At 35.0% G+C, this 18,661-nt stretch carries 29 protein-coding genes; all 29 read left to right on the top strand.

Annotated elements, in window-relative coordinates:
* Window positions 1–9: 9 nt before the first annotated feature.
* Window positions 10–438 carry a 50S ribosomal protein L16 gene (rplP, locus tag ACJJVP_RS02255; protein WP_036152144.1) on the top strand — a complete coding sequence of 143 codons (429 nt, stop codon included), beginning with the start codon at window positions 10–12 and terminating at the stop codon, window positions 436–438.
* Window positions 439–450: 12 nt separating this feature from the next.
* The gene (rpmC, locus tag ACJJVP_RS02250; protein ID WP_036152146.1) at window positions 451–642 is read left to right on the top strand and encodes a 50S ribosomal protein L29; all 192 of its coding nucleotides are present in this window, start codon (window positions 451–453) and stop codon (window positions 640–642) included.
* Window positions 643–654: 12 nt separating this feature from the next.
* Window positions 655–912 (top strand): 30S ribosomal protein S17, encoded by a 258-nt coding sequence (gene rpsQ, locus ACJJVP_RS02245; RefSeq protein WP_027064820.1) that lies wholly within the window; start codon window positions 655–657, stop codon window positions 910–912.
* 3 nt (window positions 913–915) lie between these two features.
* Window positions 916–1,284: a 50S ribosomal protein L14 gene (gene rplN, locus ACJJVP_RS02240; protein ID WP_027064819.1), complete on the top strand. Its 369-nt coding sequence runs from the start codon at window positions 916–918 to the stop codon at window positions 1,282–1,284.
* 13 nt (window positions 1,285–1,297) lie between these two features.
* On the top strand, window positions 1,298–1,612 hold the full coding sequence (rplX, locus tag ACJJVP_RS02235; protein WP_036152148.1) for a 50S ribosomal protein L24: 315 nt from the start codon (window positions 1,298–1,300) through the stop codon (window positions 1,610–1,612).
* 2 nt (window positions 1,613–1,614) lie between these two features.
* Entirely contained in the window at window positions 1,615–2,166 is a 552-nt protein-coding gene (gene rplE / locus ACJJVP_RS02230) for a 50S ribosomal protein L5 (protein WP_036152150.1), read from the top strand.
* Window position 2,167: 1 nt separating this feature from the next.
* Complete coding sequence (gene rpsN / locus ACJJVP_RS02225) at window positions 2,168–2,437, top strand: 30S ribosomal protein S14 (protein ID WP_027064816.1); 270 nt, start codon at window positions 2,168–2,170, stop codon at window positions 2,435–2,437.
* 66 nt (window positions 2,438–2,503) lie between these two features.
* Window positions 2,504–2,902 carry a 30S ribosomal protein S8 gene (rpsH, locus tag ACJJVP_RS02220; protein ID WP_036152154.1) on the top strand — a complete coding sequence of 133 codons (399 nt, stop codon included), beginning with the start codon at window positions 2,504–2,506 and terminating at the stop codon, window positions 2,900–2,902.
* A gap of 19 nt (window positions 2,903–2,921) precedes the next feature.
* Window positions 2,922–3,464 carry a 50S ribosomal protein L6 gene (gene rplF, locus ACJJVP_RS02215; RefSeq protein ID WP_036152156.1) on the top strand — a complete coding sequence of 181 codons (543 nt, stop codon included), beginning with the start codon at window positions 2,922–2,924 and terminating at the stop codon, window positions 3,462–3,464.
* Between the two features lie 11 nt (window positions 3,465–3,475).
* Window positions 3,476–3,832, top strand: coding sequence for a 50S ribosomal protein L18 (gene rplR, locus ACJJVP_RS02210; protein WP_405410417.1), 357 nt, complete (start codon window positions 3,476–3,478; stop codon window positions 3,830–3,832).
* Between the two features lie 9 nt (window positions 3,833–3,841).
* A complete protein-coding gene (rpsE, locus tag ACJJVP_RS02205) occupies window positions 3,842–4,366 on the top strand; it encodes a 30S ribosomal protein S5 (RefSeq protein WP_058103817.1) in 525 nt (174 codons plus the stop codon).
* 10 nt (window positions 4,367–4,376) lie between these two features.
* Entirely contained in the window at window positions 4,377–4,556 is a 180-nt protein-coding gene (rpmD, locus tag ACJJVP_RS02200) for a 50S ribosomal protein L30 (RefSeq protein WP_036152161.1), read from the top strand.
* A 12-nt stretch (window positions 4,557–4,568) separates the two neighbouring features.
* Window positions 4,569–5,021: a 50S ribosomal protein L15 gene (gene rplO / locus ACJJVP_RS02195; RefSeq protein WP_036152163.1), complete on the top strand. Its 453-nt coding sequence runs from the start codon at window positions 4,569–4,571 to the stop codon at window positions 5,019–5,021.
* Window positions 5,022–5,035: 14 nt separating this feature from the next.
* Window positions 5,036–6,379, top strand: coding sequence for a preprotein translocase subunit SecY (gene secY / locus ACJJVP_RS02190; RefSeq protein WP_036152165.1), 1,344 nt, complete (start codon window positions 5,036–5,038; stop codon window positions 6,377–6,379).
* A gap of 3 nt (window positions 6,380–6,382) precedes the next feature.
* Window positions 6,383–6,598 carry a translation initiation factor IF-1 gene (gene infA, locus ACJJVP_RS02185; protein ID WP_013305172.1) on the top strand — a complete coding sequence of 72 codons (216 nt, stop codon included), beginning with the start codon at window positions 6,383–6,385 and terminating at the stop codon, window positions 6,596–6,598.
* A gap of 8 nt (window positions 6,599–6,606) precedes the next feature.
* Complete coding sequence (gene ykgO, locus ACJJVP_RS02180) at window positions 6,607–6,723, top strand: type B 50S ribosomal protein L36 (RefSeq protein ID WP_013305171.1); 117 nt, start codon at window positions 6,607–6,609, stop codon at window positions 6,721–6,723.
* Window positions 6,724–6,725: 2 nt separating this feature from the next.
* Window positions 6,726–7,100 carry a 30S ribosomal protein S13 gene (gene rpsM, locus ACJJVP_RS02175; RefSeq protein WP_036152167.1) on the top strand — a complete coding sequence of 125 codons (375 nt, stop codon included), beginning with the start codon at window positions 6,726–6,728 and terminating at the stop codon, window positions 7,098–7,100.
* A 9-nt stretch (window positions 7,101–7,109) separates the two neighbouring features.
* The gene (gene rpsK, locus ACJJVP_RS02170; protein ID WP_036152169.1) at window positions 7,110–7,502 is read left to right on the top strand and encodes a 30S ribosomal protein S11; all 393 of its coding nucleotides are present in this window, start codon (window positions 7,110–7,112) and stop codon (window positions 7,500–7,502) included.
* 89 nt (window positions 7,503–7,591) lie between these two features.
* Window positions 7,592–8,197 carry a 30S ribosomal protein S4 gene (gene rpsD, locus ACJJVP_RS02165; RefSeq protein WP_396632095.1) on the top strand — a complete coding sequence of 202 codons (606 nt, stop codon included), beginning with the start codon at window positions 7,592–7,594 and terminating at the stop codon, window positions 8,195–8,197.
* A 17-nt stretch (window positions 8,198–8,214) separates the two neighbouring features.
* The gene (locus ACJJVP_RS02160) at window positions 8,215–9,207 is read left to right on the top strand and encodes a DNA-directed RNA polymerase subunit alpha (protein ID WP_036152173.1); all 993 of its coding nucleotides are present in this window, start codon (window positions 8,215–8,217) and stop codon (window positions 9,205–9,207) included.
* A 59-nt stretch (window positions 9,208–9,266) separates the two neighbouring features.
* A complete protein-coding gene (gene rplQ, locus ACJJVP_RS02155; RefSeq protein WP_405410414.1) occupies window positions 9,267–9,800 on the top strand; it encodes a 50S ribosomal protein L17 in 534 nt (177 codons plus the stop codon).
* Between the two features lie 94 nt (window positions 9,801–9,894).
* On the top strand, window positions 9,895–11,022 hold the full coding sequence (carA, locus tag ACJJVP_RS02150; RefSeq protein ID WP_405410413.1) for a glutamine-hydrolyzing carbamoyl-phosphate synthase small subunit: 1,128 nt from the start codon (window positions 9,895–9,897) through the stop codon (window positions 11,020–11,022).
* Window positions 11,023–11,122: 100 nt separating this feature from the next.
* Window positions 11,123–12,415, top strand: a complete 1,293-nt coding sequence (gene eno, locus ACJJVP_RS02145) for a phosphopyruvate hydratase (protein ID WP_036157781.1) — start codon at window positions 11,123–11,125, stop codon at window positions 12,413–12,415.
* 119 nt (window positions 12,416–12,534) lie between these two features.
* A complete protein-coding gene (locus ACJJVP_RS02140) occupies window positions 12,535–14,070 on the top strand; it encodes a glycogen synthase (protein ID WP_405410412.1) in 1,536 nt (511 codons plus the stop codon).
* A 115-nt stretch (window positions 14,071–14,185) separates the two neighbouring features.
* Window positions 14,186–15,472, top strand: coding sequence for a citrate synthase (locus ACJJVP_RS02135; RefSeq protein ID WP_405410410.1), 1,287 nt, complete (start codon window positions 14,186–14,188; stop codon window positions 15,470–15,472).
* 94 nt (window positions 15,473–15,566) lie between these two features.
* Complete coding sequence (locus ACJJVP_RS02130) at window positions 15,567–16,481, top strand: dimethylarginine dimethylaminohydrolase family protein (protein ID WP_405410408.1); 915 nt, start codon at window positions 15,567–15,569, stop codon at window positions 16,479–16,481.
* Window positions 16,482–16,519: 38 nt separating this feature from the next.
* On the top strand, window positions 16,520–17,449 hold the full coding sequence (gene ctlX / locus ACJJVP_RS02125; protein WP_405410406.1) for a citrulline utilization hydrolase CtlX: 930 nt from the start codon (window positions 16,520–16,522) through the stop codon (window positions 17,447–17,449).
* A gap of 108 nt (window positions 17,450–17,557) precedes the next feature.
* Window positions 17,558–18,160: a hypothetical protein gene (locus ACJJVP_RS02120; protein WP_405410404.1), complete on the top strand. Its 603-nt coding sequence runs from the start codon at window positions 17,558–17,560 to the stop codon at window positions 18,158–18,160.
* A gap of 9 nt (window positions 18,161–18,169) precedes the next feature.
* Window positions 18,170–18,661 (top strand): (2Fe-2S)-binding protein, encoded by a 492-nt coding sequence (locus tag ACJJVP_RS02115; protein WP_405410402.1) that lies wholly within the window; start codon window positions 18,170–18,172, stop codon window positions 18,659–18,661.

Raw genomic sequence — 18,661 nt, 5'->3', positions numbered from 1 at the left:
ACTAAAGTAATGTTACAACCGAAAAGAACAAAGTTCCGTAAGATGCAGAAAGGCCGTATGAAAGGTCTTGCTGGAAGAGGACACCAACTTTCAAATGGTATGTTCGGTATAAAGAATGTTGATGATGCTGCATTTTTGACTTCACGCCAAATAGAAGCTGCTCGTATTGCTGCTACTAGATTTATGAAGAGAGAAGGTCAATTGTGGATTAAAATATTTCCAGACAAGCCGATTACCAAAAAGCCATTAGAAGTACGTATGGGTAAAGGTAAAGGTGCACCAGAATATTTTGTAGCCGTGGTTAAGCCAGGTAGAATTATGTTCGAAGTGGCCGGAGTTCCTATGGAAGTAGCAAAAGAAGCTTTAAGATTAGCGGCTCAGAAACTTCCTGTAAAAACAAAATTCATTGTAGCTCGTGATTACGAGGCTGGAAATTAAACGTAAGTAATAATGAAAAAACAAGAGATTAAAGAAATGTCTGTGGAAGGACTTACGGAGAAATTGGCCGAGTACAAGAAGCAGCATGCAGATTTGAAAATGGCACATTTTGTAACTCCGTTAGAAAATCCGCTTCAGATTAGAAAAGTAAGGAGAACGGTAGCAAGATTAGCTACTGAATTAACTAATAGGGAGAACCAATAACTGGTGGGCTTTATGGAGAAAAGAAATTTAAGAAAAGAAAGAGTAGGAGTTGTTACTAGTAATAAAATGGAGAAATCTATTGTTATTGCTGAAGTAAAAAGAGTAAAACATCCTATGTACGGTAAATTCGTTTTGAAGACAAAGAAATATGTTGCACATGACGAAAAGAACGATTGTAACATTGGTGATACTGTAAAGATCATGGAAACAAGACCTATGAGTAAGACCAAATGTTGGAGATTAGTAGAAATCTTAGAAAGAGCTAAATAAGTTATGTTACAGCAAGAATCTAGACTAAAAGTAGCGGATAACACAGGGGCAAAGGAAGTTTTAACTATCCGTGTTCTTGGTGGTACCAAAAGAAGATATGCTTCAATAGGTGACAAAATTGTTGTTACTGTTAAAGAAGCAACTCCAAACGGAGGTATCAAGAAAGGTGCGGTTTCAACTGCTGTTGTAGTTCGTACAAAGAAAGAGGTTAGAAGACCTGATGGGTCTTATATCAGATTTGATGATAACGCTTGTGTGTTATTGAATCCTGCCGGAGAAATGAGAGGAACTCGTGTTTTTGGACCTGTAGCAAGAGAGCTTAGGGATAAGCAGTTCATGAAGATTGTATCATTGGCCCCAGAGGTATTATAATATAACGGACAAGATGAAAAAGTTAAAAATCAAAACAGGAGATACGGTAAGAATTACTGCTGGTGACCATAAAGGTACCGAAGGTAAAGTTATGCGTGTAAATCTTGAGAAAAATAAAGCCATCGTTGAAGGTGCCAATATGGTATCTAAACATGAGAAGCCTAGTGCTAAAAACCCTCAAGGTGGTATTGTAAAAAAAGAAGCTTTAATCCATATTTCTAATTTAGCGTTGATCGACAGTAAAACTGGCGATGTAACAAGAGTAGGTTACGAGATTAAGGATGGTAAAAAAGTTAGGGTTTCCAAAAAATCCAATGAAGTAATTTAGTTATGGCATACGTTGCAAGATTAAAGAAAGAGTATAAGGAGCGAATAGTAGCTGCCCTTACCGAAGAGTTTGGTTACAGTAATGTAATGCAGGTTCCTAAGTTAGAGAAGATAGTAATGAGTAGAGGTGTAGGAGCTGCTGTTGCTGATAAGAAACTTATTGACCATGCAATAGATGAGATGACTATGATAACGGGTCAAAAAGCCGTTGCTACTATGTCTAAGAAAGATGTTGCTGCCTTTAAATTAAGAAAAGGTATGCCAATTGGTGCTAAAGTTACCTTAAGAGGTGAGCGTATGTACGAATTTTTAGACCGTTTGGTTACTTCTGCGTTACCACGTGTAAGAGATTTTCAAGGTATCAAAGCTACTGGTTTTGATGGTCGTGGAAATTATAACCTGGGTGTAACGGAGCAAATTATATTTCCTGAAGTTAATATTGATAAAATCAATAGAATTAACGGTATGGATATTACATTTGTAACTTCTGCGGATACAGACAAAGAAGCGAAATCATTATTAACAGAATTAGGTTTACCTTTTAAAAAGAATTAGTATGGCTAAGGAATCAATGAAAGCCCGTGAGAGAAAAAGGGAAAGAACTGTAGCAGTTTATGCTGAGAAACGTAAAGCTTTAAAAGAAGCTGGTGATTACGAAGCGCTACAAAGATTACCTAAAAATGCATCTCCGGTACGTTTACATAATAGATGTAAGTTAACTGGAAGACCTAAAGGTTACATGAGAACTTTTGGTATTTCAAGGGTAAAATTCAGAGAGATGGCTAACGCTGGTTTAATACCAGGTGTTAAGAAAGCTAGCTGGTAAGTAAAGAATTATTAATGGGTTCAGGTTTGGCTTAAGTGCTGAAAACCGTTTCCGAATTATATACATATGGTAACAGATACTATTGCAGATTACCTAACGAGAGTTAGAAACGCGAGTAGAGCGGGACATAGGGTTGTTGAAATTCCTGCGTCGAATCTAAAGAAAGAAATTACTAAAATATTATTCGACCAAGGATATATTTTGAGTTACAAGTTCGAAGAGAGCAAAGTTCAAGGATCTATAAAAATAGCTTTGAAGTATGATAAGCTTACAAAAGAACCTGTTATCAAGAAAATACAGCGTATAAGTAAGCCTGGTCTTAGAAAATATGCGGGTAACGAAGATTTACCTCGTGTATTGAATGGTTTGGGTATTGCAATCGTTTCTACATCTCATGGTGTAATGACTAGCAAGCAGGCTAAGGCAGAGAAAGTTGGTGGTGAAGTTTTATGCTACGTTTATTAATTGATAAAAGATTTAGAAAATGTCTAGAATAGGTAATAATCCAGTCGCAATTCCTGAAGGGGTTACAGTTGAAATCAACGACAATATCATTTCTGTTAAAGGAAAGTTAGGTGAGTTGACTCAAGAGTTCTCAGGAGTATCGGTTAAAGTAGAAGACGGACAGGCTTTCGTTACAAGGCCATCTGATTCTAAGGACCATAAAGCAAAGCATGGTTTATATAGATCACTTATCACCAATATGGTAGAAGGTGTATCTAAAGGATGGACCAAAGAATTAGAATTAGTAGGTGTAGGATATAGAGCAAGTAATCAAGGTCAAAAACTTGATTTGGCTTTAGGTTTTTCTCATAATATTGTTTTTGATCTTGCCCCAGAGGTAAAGGTTGAAACTATATCTGAGAAAGGTAAAAACCCTATTGTAAAGCTTACTTCTCATGACAAGCAATTAGTTGGTCATATAGCAGCAAAGATTAGATCTTTCCGTAGTCCGGAGCCGTACAAAGGGAAAGGAATTAAGTTTGTAGGTGAAATATTAAGAAGAAAAGCTGGTAAATCAGCTTAATAAAGGATGTTATGGGATTATCAAAAACACAAAGAAAATTAAGAATCCGACGTAGAATACGTAAGGTTTCTTCTGGAACTGCAGCTAAACCAAGATTATCTGTATTTAGAAGTAACAGCGAAATTTACGCTCAAGTTATAGACGACGTTAAAGGAGTCACTTTAGTATCCGCTTCTTCAAGAGATAAGGATATTGCAAAAGTAAAAGGAAATAAAACCGAGATTGCTGCTTTGGTTGGTAAAACAATCGCTGAGAAATCTGTTAAAGCTGGCTTAAATAAAGTTGCTTTTGATAGAGGGGGTAATTTGTATCATGGAAGAGTAAAATCTTTGGCTGATGGTGCAAGAGAAGCAGGACTAAAATTCTAATATACTAGTATGTTCCAAAAATATAAAAACGTAGAGACTGTTAAACCAGGTGGTTTAGATTTAAAAGATAAATTAGTTGGTATTCAACGTGTAACTAAGGTAACAAAAGGTGGTAGAGCATTTGGTTTTTCTGCAATTGTTGTTGTAGGTGATGAGAATGGTGTTGTAGGTCACGGTTTAGGTAAATCAAAAGAAGTTGCTACTGCAATTGCAAAGGCAATTGAAGATGGCAAGAAGAATTTAGTTCGTATTCCTTTAAATAAAGGAACTTTACCTCACGAGCAAAAAGGTAAATTTGGTGGTGCAAGAGTTTATATTCAGCCTGCATCTCATGGTACCGGAGTTATTGCTGGTGGTGCTGTAAGATCAGTATTAGAATCTGTAGGTGTACATGATGTATTATCTAAATCTCAGGGTTCATCCAATCCACATAACGTTGTAAAGGCTACATTTGATGCCTTATTACAACTTAGAGATGCAAAAACTATTGCTACACAAAGAGGTGTTTCTTTAGAAAAAGTGTTTAAAGGTTAAGAGGAAAATTATGGCAAAGATTAAAGTTACACAGTTAAAAAGTGGAATTAAGAAACCTCAAAATCAAAAAAGGACTTTAGAGGCTCTTGGTTTAAAAAGAATTGGTCAGGTTGTAGAACATGATGATACACCTAACATTCTTGGTATGATAAATAAAGTTAAACATTTAGTTTCCACTGAGGAAGCTTAAATTTAGAATAAAATGGGTTTACATAATTTACAGCCTGCAGAAGGTTCAGTGAATAGAGACGGAAAACGCCTTGGAAGAGGTCAGGGTTCTGGAAAAGGAGGAACAGCTGCAAGAGGTCATAAAGGAGCAAAATCAAGATCTGGTTATTCTAAGAAAATTGGTTTTGAAGGTGGTCAAATGCCTTTGCAACGTCGTGTACCTAAGTTCGGTTTTACGAATATCAATCGTAAGAGCTACCAAGGTATCAATTTAGAAAAGTTGCAAGAGCTTGTTGATAACAAAGTTATAACCAATGAAGTTTCTTTAGATCTTTTGATTGAGAATGGTTTAGTTGGTAAGAACGATTTAGTGAAAATTTTAGGAAATGGTGAATTAAAAGCATCTCTTAAAATTTCAGTACATAAATTTACAGCATCTGCCAAAGCAGCTATTGAAGCGGCAGGTGGTGAAGCAATAAGTTTGTAAGCATAAACGAGAGCATGAAGAATTTTATTGATACAATATCCAATATTTGGAAGATAGAAGAGCTAAGAAATAGAATTCTTATAACATTAGGTCTTTTATTGGTTTACCGTTTTGGTTGTCAAATTGTACTTCCAGGTATAGATTCAACACAATTAGGTGGTCTAACGGATAGTACTGATCAAGGTATTTTTGGTCTTTTAAATGCATTTACAGGAGGAGCGTTTGCTAATGCTTCTGTTTTTGCATTAGGTATCATGCCTTATATATCTGCATCTATTGTAGTTCAATTAATGGGTATTGCAATTCCTTATCTTCAGAAATTACAAAAAGAAGGAGAAAGTGGTCGTAAGACTATTAATCAAATTACTAGATGGTTGACTATCGGTATTTGTATTGTTCAAGCTCCTGCATACTTGTATGGTCTTGAGGCTTTTGGTGTAAGGGATAGTGCTTTCTTATTAGGGAAAGGATTGGATTTTATGGTTCCAGCTGTTATTATATTGGTGACAGGTACTGTGTTTGCAATGTGGTTAGGTGAGAAAATTACTGATAAAGGTATTGGTAATGGTATTTCACTTTTGATTATGATAGGTATAATCGCTACAATGCCTCAGTCGTTCGTTCAAGAATTTATTTCAAGAACTACTAATAATAATGGTGGGCTAATGTTCATATTAATTGAAGTAATTGTTTGGTTCCTAGTTATCTTGGCTTGTATTCTGTTAGTAATGGCTACCAGACAAATTCCTGTGCAATATGCAAGAAGAACCGCTTCTGGTGGATATGAGAAAAACATCATGGGTTCTAGACAGTATATTCCATTAAAATTAAACGCTTCAGGAGTAATGCCAATAATCTTTGCTCAGGCAATAATGTTTGTACCGGGTATGATAGGTGGAGCTTTTGATGATACTTCATTTGGTCAATGGATGCAAGTACAGTTTAGCGATATTTTTGGTTGGGCTTATAATTTGCTTTTCGCAATATTGATTATAATCTTCACATATTTTTATACTGCAATTACGGTTCCTACCAATAAGATGGCAGATGACCTTAAAAGAAGTGGTGGTTTTATCCCTGGAATTCGTCCAGGAAAAGAAACTGGAGATTATTTAGATAAGATTATGTCATTAATAACGTTACCTGGATCTATTTTCTTAGCTTTGCTGGCTATTTTACCGGCGATAGTGGTAAAGTTGATGGATGTTCAAGCTGGATGGGCGTTATTTTACGGTGGTACCTCACTTTTAATTATGGTGGGTGTTGCTATAGATACGGTACAACAAGTTAATTCGTATTTGTTGAATAGACATTATGACGGCTTAATGAAAACTGGTAAAAATAGAAAAGTAGCATAATTTATGGCTAAGCAGGCAGCAATAGAACAAGATGGATCTATCATTGAAGCATTATCAAATGCAATGTTTCGTGTAGAATTGGAGAATGGACATGTGGTAACCGCGCATATATCAGGTAAGATGCGTATGCACTATATAAAACTATTACCTGGAGATAAGGTTAAATTGGAGATGAGTCCATATGACCTTACTAAAGCAAGAATTACATATAGATACTAAGATACAAGATGAAAGTAAGAGCATCAGTTAAGAAGAGAAGTGCCGACTGCAAGATTGTTCGCAGAAAAGGCAGGTTGTACGTAATCAACAAAAAGAATCCTAGATTTAAACAAAGACAAGGGTAATTATGGCAAGAATCGCAGGTATAGATATACCAAAACAAAAGAGAGGCGTTATCGCCTTAACCTATATTTTCGGAATTGGAAGAAGTAGGTCACAAGAAATATTGAGTAAAGCCCAAGTTAGCGAAGATACTAAGGTTTCTGATTGGAATGATGATGAAATAGGTCGTATCAGGGAAGCTGTTTCTGAATTTACCATTGAAGGTGAGTTACGTTCAGAGACTCAGTTGAACATTAAGCGTTTAATGGATATTGGCTGTTATAGAGGTATTCGTCACAGGTCAGGTTTGCCTTTAAGAGGTCAACGTACCAAAAACAACTCTAGAACTAGAAAAGGAAAGCGTAAAACAGTTGCTAACAAGAAGAAAGCAACTAAATAATAATTAGGTATGGCAAAGGCAAATACTAAAGTTACCAAGAAACGTAAAGTTATAGTTGATTCTGTAGGTGAGGCGCACATAAGTGCATCTTTCAACAACATCATTATCTCTTTGACAAATAAAAAGGGAGATGTTATTTCTTGGTCATCTGCCGGTAAATTAGGTTTTAGAGGGTCTAAGAAAAACACACCTTATGCTGCACAAGTTGCTGCAGAAGATTGTTCTAAAGTTGCTCATGAAGCAGGTTTAAGAAAAGTTAAGGTATATGTAAAAGGTCCAGGTAATGGTAGAGAATCTGCAATCAGATCTTTACATAATGCTGGTATCGAAGTAACTGAGATTATCGATGTTACTCCAATGCCTCACAACGGATGTAGACCTCCTAAGAGAAGAAGAGTTTAATTAATTACTATTATATTTCACCGAAAGTGTAGTTACGATTATCGAAGGATAAGCCTTAATTCATAATCTCACTTTCAAATCAAAAGAAAATGGCAAGATATACAGGACCAAAATCAAAAATCGCTCGTAAATTCGGCGAAGCAATTTTCGGAGATGATAAATCTTTCGAAAAAAAGAATTACCCTCCAGGACAACACGGAAACAACAGAAGAAGAGGCAAGAAGTCTGAGTACTCTGTTCAGTTGATGGAGAAGCAAAAAGCTAAATATACTTACGGTATTTTAGAAAAGCAATTTAGAAACTTATTCCAAACTGCAAAGAGAAAAGAAGGTGTTGCTGGTGAGATTTTACTTCAGTTATGTGAGTCTCGTTTAGATAACGTAGTTTTTAGAATGGGTATATCTCCAACTAGAAGTGGTGCAAGACAATTAGTTTCTCATAGACATATTACAGTTAATGGAGAGTTGGTTAATATACCATCTTACTCATTAAAAGCAGGTGATGTTGTTGGTGTTAGAGAAAAATCTAAATCATTACAAAGTATACAAGATTCATTAGCTGCTAGTAGTGCAGTATATGAGTGGATTTCTTGGAACAGTGAGAAGAAGGAAGGTACTTATGTTAGTATTCCTGAAAGATTACAGATTCCAGAAAATATCAAAGAACAATTAATCGTGGAGTTATACTCTAAATAAACAATACCGATCCAATTATGGCATTATTTAATTTTCAGAAACCCGATAAAGTAATAATGATCGATTCCTCTGATTTCGAAGGGAAGTTCGAATTTCGCCCTTTGGAACCTGGTTATGGATTAACTGTTGGGAATGCATTAAGACGAGTATTGCTATCTTCTTTAGAGGGTCATGCAATTACTTCGGTTAGGATTGATAAGGTAGAGCATGAGTTTTCTACCATACCTGGCGTTGTTGAAGATGTAACAGAGATTATATTAAACTTGAAACAAGTTCGTTTCAAGAAGCAAATAGAAGATTCTGAAGCTGAAGTTGTTTCAATTTCTGTAAGTGGTAAGAATCAATTAACTGCTGGTGATTTTCAAAAGTTTATTTCTGGATATCAAGTTTTAAATCCAGATTTAGTTCTTTGTAATATGGATGCTAAAGTTAGTATCAATATGGAGATAACTATTGAAAAAGGTAGAGGTTATGTTCCTGCAGAGGAAAATAAGAAATCTGGTGCACCATTAGGTACAATAGCTGTTGATTCTATTTTTACACCAATTAAGAATGTAAAATATAGTATTGAAAACTTTCGTGTAGAGCAAAAAACCGATTATGAAAAATTGGTTTTTGAAATATCTTCAGATGGATCAATTCATCCAAAAGATGCTTTAACTGAAGCAGCAAAAGTTCTTATACATCACTTCATGTTATTCTCTGATGAGCGTATAACATTAGAAGCTGATGAAATTGCTCAGACTGAAACTTATGATGAAGAGTCTTTACACATGAGACAATTGTTGAAAACTAAATTAGTGGATATGGACCTTTCTGTTCGTGCTCTTAACTGTTTAAAAGCTGCTGAAGTAGATACTTTAGGAGATTTAGTTTCCTTCAATAAGAATGATTTAATGAAGTTTAGAAACTTCGGTAAGAAATCTTTAACTGAACTTGAAGAACTTGTTATTAATAAGGGATTAAGTTTTGGTATGGATTTATCAAAATACAAATTAGATAAAGATTAAATAATCATATTTTGCTCCTCGTTCTGTCGAGTTTGGTAGCAAGATGATAAAATTAAAACATGAGACACGGTAAAAAAATTAACCACTTAGGTAGAAAGACTGCTCATAGAAAAGCAATGTTAGCAAACATGGCTTGTTCTTTGATCGAGCACAAAAGAATCAACACTACAGTTGCTAAAGCTAAAGCTTTAAAGCAGTTTATTGAGCCTTTGATTACAAAATCAAAAGCGGAAAATAATGTTAGTTCTGAGAAAGGTACTCATAACAGACGTATCGTTTTTAAGAACCTACGTGATAAGTATGCTGTAACGGAATTGTTCAGTGTAGTATCTGAAAAGGTTGCTGATAGACCAGGTGGTTATACTAGAATTATCAAATTAGGTAATCGTTTAGGTGATAATGCTGATATGGCAATGATAGAATTAGTTGATTTCAACGAATTGTATAATGCTGGTAAGCCTAAGAAGAAATCTACTAGAAGAAGTAGAAGATCAGGTGGTAGTGATGCTGCTGCGGTTTCTGCAGAGAAAGAAACTAAAGTTGAAGAAGCTCAAACAGAAACAGAAGCTAAGACAGATGATTCTAAGGAATAAAATTGTCGATAAATATTAATAATGAAAAAGGATAAGCTTTCTAGCTTATCCTTTTTTTATGTTTTTTTGTGAACGAATAAATTATAAGACTAAAATGAAATATCAGGCAAAGAGAAAAGCTATTATATTACTTGCAGATGGTACTATCTTTTATGGAAAATCTGTTGGCGATAAAGAAGGTACTGCCTTTGGAGAAGTGTGCTTTAATACGGGAATGACAGGTTATCAGGAGATTTTTACTGATCCTTCTTATTTTGGGCAAATTATGGTAACTACTAATGCACATATTGGTAATTATGGTGTAAATAAAGATGAAGTTGAATCTGAGTCTATTAAGATATCTGGATTAGTTTGTAGAAATTTTAGCTATGAATATTCTAGACCTTTGGCAGATGATAGTTTGCAAGGATTTTTAGATAAAAATGAATTATTTGCAATCTCTGATGTAGATACACGTGCCTTAGTTAGTTATATTAGAGATAATGGAGCAATGAATGCTGTAATCTCTACGGACATAGATAACATAGAGGACTTAAAAAAACAATTAAGTGAAGTGCCTAGTATGGAAGGACTAGAGTTGGCTTCTAAAGTTTCTACGAAAGAGCCCTATTTTGTAGGTGATGAAAATGCTACTTTCAAAATTGCAGCACTTGATATAGGTATTAAAAAGAATATTTTAAGAAATCTAGTTAAGCGTGGAGCTTATGTAAAAGTGTTTCCTTTTAACAGTAGTTTTGAAGAAATGTCCTCTTGGAATCCTGATGCATTTTTTATCTCTAATGGTCCTGGTGATCCAGAGCCTTTGGTTAATGCCATAACTGCAGTTAAAAAAATGATACAAACAGATAAGCCTCTTTTCGGTATTTGTTTGGGTCATCAAGTTTTAGCTTTGGCAAACGGAGTTTCAACTTATAAAATGCATAATGGACATAGGGGTATTAATCATCCAATACTAAATTTGATTACAGGTAAAGGAGAGATTACTTCTCAAAACCACGGCTTTGCAATTAATAGGGAAGAAACAGAGGCTAATGAGAATTTAGAAATTACGCATACACATCTTAATGATAAGACGGTTGCTGGTATTCATATGAAAAATAAGGATGTATTCTCTGTTCAATATCACCCAGAAGCAAGTCCAGGTCCCCATGATGCTGATTACCTTTTTGATGATTTTTTCAAATTAATTGAGAAAAGTTCAAAACATAACGAAATAGTTTAAATTAACATTAATTAATTGGGAAATGTTGGGTGTAAACAAACCCAGTGATTTCCCTGTTTTGTATCTTTACTTCTTACAAACAACATATAAAAAGATTAAAATGAGTATTATATTAAATGTTCACGCAAGGCAGATTTTAGATTCTAGAGGTAATCCAACTGTTGAAGTAGATGTAGTTACGGAAAATGGTGTAATGGGTAGGGCTGCGGTTCCTTCTGGAGCTTCTACTGGTGAGCATGAAGCTGTTGAATTACGTGATGGTGGTAAATCTTTCATGGGTAAAGGTGTAAGTAAAGCTGTTGATAACGTAAATAGTATTATAGCAGAAGAGATTTTAGGGATGAGTGTGTTTGATCAAAATCTTTTAGATCAAACTATGATAGATTTAGATGGTACACCAAATAAATCTAAATTAGGAGCTAACGCAATTTTAGGTGTTTCATTAGCTGCTGCGAAAGCTGCTGCAAATGAATTAGGTCTTTCTCTTTTTAGATATATTGGTGGTGTTAGCGCTAATACGTTACCTGTACCAATGATGAACATTATAAATGGTGGTTCTCACTCAGATGCGCCTATCGCGTTTCAAGAGTTCATGGTAATGCCGGTTAAAGCAAAAAGCTTTACACATGCAATGCAAATGGGAACAGAGATTTTTCACAACCTTAAAAAAGTATTACACGATCGTGGTCTTAGTACTGCAGTAGGTGATGAAGGTGGATTTGCTCCAAACCTTGCAGGTGGTACTGAAGATGCTTTGGATACTATAGCAAAAGCAGTGAAGAATGCAGGTTACAACTTAGGTGACGATGTAATGATCGCTTTAGATTGTGCTGCAGCAGAATTCTTTGTTGATGGAAAATATGACTACACTAAATTTGAAGGAGAATCTGGTGTAATTAGAACATCTGAAGAGCAAGCTCAATACTTGGCGGATTTAAGTGCTAAATATCCTATAATCTCTATTGAAGATGGTATGGATGAAAATGATTGGGATGGTTGGAAATCTTTGACCGATAAAATTGGTGATAAGGTTCAGTTAGTAGGTGATGATTTATTCGTTACTAACGTTGAACGTCTATCTACAGGTATTGAAAAAGGTATTGCTAATTCAATATTGATTAAAGTAAACCAAATTGGAACTTTAACGGAAACTATTGCTGCTGTAAATATGGCTAAAAACGCTGGTTATACTTCAGTAATGTCTCACCGTTCTGGAGAAACAGAAGATAATACTATTGCTGATTTAGCTGTTGCATTGAATACAGGTCAAATAAAAACTGGTTCAGCTTCAAGATCGGATCGTATGGCTAAGTACAACCAATTACTTCGTATAGAAGAAGAATTAGGAAGCACAGCTTACTACCCACAAGAAAAGGCTTTCAAATTAGATTAATTTCTAATTGAAATATATAATTAAGCCTTTCTTTCGAGAAAGGCTTTTTTTTTTGGCGTACTTCAAAACTTTAACTACCTTTTGAGAATAAATCAATAATAACCCCTCTTTGTTAGCGTATGAATAATTTTCTTTTTGTTTCCGCAGAGAATGATGCCATTCCTGATTGTAAAGCTGGTGGAATGGGTGACGTTGTAAGAGACGTTCCTAGAGAAATATCCAAGCGGGAAGATAAAGTTCATGTAGTTGTACCCTCATACTCTAGATTACATAAAAACGGAATTTTTAAGACAAAACTGGAGTTTAGTCTTAGGGGTATGCCATATACGGCAGAATTGTATGAGGTTATTCCAAAGAGAGTAGATAAGAATATTACACATTATGTTATACATCATCCTGAAATTGTAGAAGGCGGTATAGCTCATATTTATCACGACGATCCAACGGAACCATTTTTTAATGATTTTATAAAGTTTGTCATATTTTGCACAGCTACTGCAGAAGCAATTAAAATAGGAGCTTTTGGTGATTTAGATATTGTACACATGCATGATTGGCATTCTGCTGCACTTTTGTTTATAAAAACATATCATCCAAATTATCAAGATTTAAAAAAGATGAGATATGTGTATACCATACATAATTTGGCAATACAGGGTATTCGTCCTTTTTACAATAATTATGCATCGGTCAATCATTGGTTTCCTGAGATTCAATTAGATCATAAAGCTTTGATGGATTCTCGATATCAAGATTGCATTAATTTGATGGCTGTAGGTATTCGACTTGCAGATGCTGTACATACCGTATCGCCCTCTTATAAAGAAGATGTTCTTTTGCCCAGTAGAAGACCTGAATTTATAGGTGGTGAAAGTTTAGAGAATGATTTGTTAGTTGCAAATAATGAAGGTAGGCTTTTCGGGATTCTAAATGCTAGTAATTATGGTAATATTAGAGTAGCGGAAAAAGGTTTACTTTATAGAAATACTGTAAAAGCTTTATTTAGATGGCTTCAAGAAAACTCCAAAAAGTATAAAGCAGATTTTCTAGCGCATACTGGGGAGAAAATTATGCAGTACGTGGGTAATAGACCCAAGTTCATAGTTTCTAGTGTAGCGCGATTAACCGAACAAAAATTTTATTTTCTAAAACGTTCTCCAGAGGCTTTTGAAAAAATGCTGGCACGTTTAGATGAGATTGATGGAATTTTTATTTTGCTAGGTACAGGTGATCCCGATTATGAAGAGTTTTTTCGTCATATGAGCTATCATCATAAGAATTTCGTATTTACTAATGGGCAATCAGAAGATTTAATTGATTCTATGTACTTAGAAACAGATTTGTATTTTATGCCTAGTTTATTTGAACCTTGTGGTATAAGTCAAATGTTGGCTATGAGAAATGGAAATCCGTGTCTAGTGCACCATACGGGTGGACTAAAAGATACTGTTGATCATATGAAAACAGGATTTGCCTTTAGTGGGGATACTTATGACGATCAAATAAATAACATGATAAAGAGGTTTGACGAAGCGTTGACCATTTGGGAACATGATAAACCTACTTGGAAAAAAATTAAAGCGAATGCGAAAAAAGCACGTTTTACCTGGGAAAAGTCTTTAGATGAATACTACAAGTCACTATATCTGTTGTAATGAAAGCTATTCATAGTACTTATTGTTAATTTTACCCAAAACAGATTTATGAAATTGGTAAACCAATCCTGTTTTGTTAACTTTACGAGAAGAGTATAAAACGTAAAAATTAAAAATGTCAGACAAAGCTATTTTAGAATATAATGGTGAAAAATATGAGTTTCCTGTAATTAAGGGAACCGAAGATGAACTTGCAATCGATATCAAGACATTGCGTTCAGCTACCAAAGGAATTATAACTATTGATCCAGGTTTTAAAAACACAGGATCTTGTGAAAGTGCTATTACTTTTTTAGATGGCGAAAAAGGAATTTTACGTTACAGAGGGTACTCAATAGAAGAGCTAGCCGAAAAAGCAGATTTCTTAGAAGTGGCTTATGCATTGATATTTGGAGACTTGCCAAATGAAGAAGAATTGGCTAAGTTTCATAAGGATATTAAAGATGAGTCTCATGTAGATGAAGAGATGAAAAAGATATTGGACGGTTTTCCAAAATCTGCTCATCCAATGGGTGTTTTGTCATCATTGACAAGTGCATTGATTGCATTTAACCCTTCTACTGTAGATGTAAGTTCTGATGATGATATGTACCATGCCATTGTACGTATTCTTGCAAAATTCCCTGTTCTTGTAGCTTGGACTTTACGTAAAAAGAAAGGTCTTCCATTAGATTACGGTGATGATACTTTAGGGTATGTTGAGAATATTCATAAAATGATGTTTAAGCGTCCTAACCAAGATTACAAAAAGAATAAGGTTGTTATTGATGCTTTAGACAAATTATTGATATTACATGCTGATCATGAGCAAAACTGTTCTACTAGTACGGTACGTATCGTAGGGTCATCTCATGCTGGTTTGTTTGCGTCTTTATCTGCAGGTATTTCTGCTCTTTGGGGGCCACTTCACGGGGGTGCTAACCAAGCTGTATTAGAAATGCTTGAGGCTATAGAAGCTGATGGTGGCGATACTAAAAAGTACATGGCCAAAGCTAAAGATAAATCTGATCCATTCAGATTAATGGGCTTTGGACACAGAGTTTATAAAAACTTTGATCCACGTGCCAAGATTATAAAAGTTGCGGCTGATGAAGTTTTGGCAGATTTAGGTATAGATGATCCTATTTTGGAAATTGCTAAAGGTTTAGAGAAAGAAGCACTTGAGGATCCATACTTTGTTGATAGAAAATTATACCCTAATGTAGATTTTTACTCAGGTATTATTTATAGAGCTTTAGGTATTCCAACAGAAATGTTTACAGTAATGTTCGCCTTAGGTAGATTACCAGGGTGGATTGCACAGTGGAGAGAAATGAGATTGAATGGTGAACCAATTGGTAGACCTAGACAGGTTTATGTTGGTGAAAATTTAAGATCTTTTGTCGAACTGGACAAGAGGTAGATTGCTACCGTTAATAAAAAAACAAAAAGCTCTTTTAATTGTAAAGGAGCTTTTTTTTTGTGCCAAATTTTAATTCAGAATTAAATAAATACATATGCTACAGTTAAATGTTAATGATGAGATTTCCCCTTTAAAGGCAGTTGTTCTAGGTATAGCCAAAAGTTCTGGACCAACCCCTACTTTAGAAGAAGCTTACGATCCAAAATCAAAAGAGCATATCAAAGCTGGCACGTACCCAGCTGAATCTGATATGATTGCGGAAATGGAAGTATTTAGAGAAGTGTTTGAGAAATATGATGTTAAAGTATTTAGACCTGAAGTTCTTGAAGATTGTAATCAGATTTTTACTAGAGATATAGCATTTGTTATTGAAGATAAATTAATTAAAGCCAATATATTACCAGATCGAGAGCAAGAGGTTGAAGCAATTTTACATGTGCTGGATAAAATTGATGATGACAACATTTTAACTCCGCCTGAAGATGTTCATGTTGAAGGTGGTGATGTTATGCCTTGGAACGACTATATTTTTGTAGGTACCTATACGGCTCCTGATTATGCTACCTACATAACTGCTAGAACAAATAAAGCTGCCGTTGAATATTTGACCAAACAATTTCCGCATAAAACAATTAAGTCTTTTGAATTGCGCAAGTCTAACACCATTGCTCAAGAAAACGCATTGCATTTAGATTGCTGTTTTCAACCTTTAGGAAAAGGAAAAGCTATTATTCATAAAAATGGATTTTTAGTAGAAGAAGAATACCAATGGTTGGTAGATTTTTTTGGAAAGGAAAATGTCTTTGAAATTGATGCTAGAGAAATGTATTATATGTACAGTAACGTATTTTCCATTTCACCAGATGTGGTTGTTTCTGAAAAAAGTTTTACACGTTTAAATAATTGGTTACGGGAACAAGGTTTTACGGTAGAGGAAATTCCGTATGCTGAAATATCAAAGCAAGAAGGGTTATTGCGTTGTAGTACATTACCCTTGATCAGAGCATAATTTATATATCAACAAACAACAATTTAATAAGTACCCGTATGCAAATAACAAATACAATACTGATGATTCGCCCGGTGTCGTTCAGAATGAATGAGCAGACCGCTGTCAATAACTACTTTATGGAAGATATTGATATGAAGAATCAAGAAATAAATCAGAAAGCTCAAGAGGAGTTCGATGCATTTGTTTCCGTATTAAAAAATAAGGGAGTAAATGTTATCGTTGTGCAGGATACCAAAGAACCTGATACTCCGGATAGCGTTTTTCCAAATAATTGGATTTCTTTTCATGCCAACGGTACAGTAGGTGTTTATCCTATGTTTGCAGAGAATAGAAGAAATGAACGTAGAGATGATATTTTTGAGATTTTAGAACATAACGGTTTTAAAATCAATGATGTCATCGATTATTCTTCTGCCGAAGAAGAAGAATTGTTTCTAGAGGGTACCGGTAGTATATTAATAGATAGAGTAAACAATAAGGCATATTGTGCATTATCTGAACGCGCAGACGAAGAGTTGTTTATTGAGTTTTGTGAAGATTTCGATTTTTTTCCGGTCATATTTACGGCTAATCAATCTGTTGATGGTAAGCGATTACCAATTTATCATACGAATGTAATGATGGCTCTGGCTGAAAATTTCGTCGTTATCTGTACAGATTCCATTGATGATAAGAAAGAAAGAAAAAATGTATTGGACCACCTTAAAAAAGATGGAAAGGAAGTCATTGTTATTACCGAACAACAAATGCACCATTTTGCAGGTAATATGCTTCAGGTTTTAGGTAGTGATGATAAGCGATATATGGTCATGAGTTCTGCGGCTTACCATAGTTTAACACCAAAACAAGTTGCTCAAATTGAGAATCACTGTGCTATTTTACATAGCTCTCTTCATACTATTGAAACATGTGGTGGTGGTAGTGCTCGCTGTATGATGGCAGAAGTTTTTCTTCCAAAGAACTAAATAAAATATTTATCCTGTTAAAATTATATATTTTAATGGGGTAACTTTTTTGTAAAGCATTCGCTATCTTCAAAGAGGTTAGATGTTTTTAACATTTTAAAAATCACTATGAAGATAAAACCAATTTATATTTTTCTAGCATTAACTGTTGTGGGTTTGTTGTTTGCATTGGCAAATACTCCCAAAATTTCAGCTTATGAAATGGTAGAAGAGCAATCTCAAAGTTCTAATGACGATTATAATAAGATGATGGATGTACTTACCCATCAACGTTGTATGAATTGTCATCCTAGTGATAACATTCCTAAGCAAGGCGATGATAGTCATCCGCATTATTTTGGTATGGCAAGGGGAAAAGATGATCATGGCTTTGAGGCTACTAATTGTAATACGTGTCATCAATCTGAAAATAATTTAAATTCTGGAGTTCCCGGTGCACCACATTGGGCATTAGCGCCAGCTTCAATGGCGTGGGAAGGATTAACAAGAGAAGAAATCGCAGAACGTTTATTGGATAAAAACACCAATGGAAACAGAAGTCATGAGGAACTTGTGAAACATATGACCGAAGATGATTTAGTGCTTTGGGCATGGGAGCCAGGCGTTCATGCAAATGGAGAACAAAGAACTTTGCCTCCGGTTTCTAAAGAAGATTTTAAAAAAGCTGTTGAAAACTGGTTTGCTAACGGGGCGGTAATACCTTCTAAATAATAAAATTTTATGAAAATTTCCTTAACTGTTAACGGTGAATTAAAAACTGTTGATATAGCAGATGAAAATACGCCTTTACTTTGGGTAGTTAGAGATACGCTAGACTTAAAAGGCACGAAATTTGGCTGTGGAAAAGCGGCTTGTGGAGCATGTACCTTACATGTAGATGGTGAAGCGGTGCGTTCATGTTCCTATCCTGTAAAATTTGCTGAAGGTAAAGAAGTGACTACTATTGAAGGGTTGGGAGACAGAGAAAACCCTCATCCTGTTCAACAAGCTTGGATAGAAGAAATTGTTCCGCAATGTGGCTATTGCCAGCCAGGTTTTATGATGGCAACGGCTGCCCTTTTAAATAAGGTGCCTAAGCCTACAGATGAAGATATAGATAAGAATATTATAAATGTTTGTCGTTGCGGAACGTATTATCGCATGAGAAAGGCAATACATAAAGCAGCTGATTTGCAGTTTGAAGAAGAAAATAAGGAATCTAAAGAATTGTAA

Source organism: Maribacter sp. Asnod1-A12, from assembly GCF_045063735.1.
GTDB lineage: Bacteria > Bacteroidota > Bacteroidia > Flavobacteriales > Flavobacteriaceae > Maribacter.
Note: the sequence above shows the minus strand (reverse complement) of the source record. Positions and strands in the feature narration are given on the sequence as shown.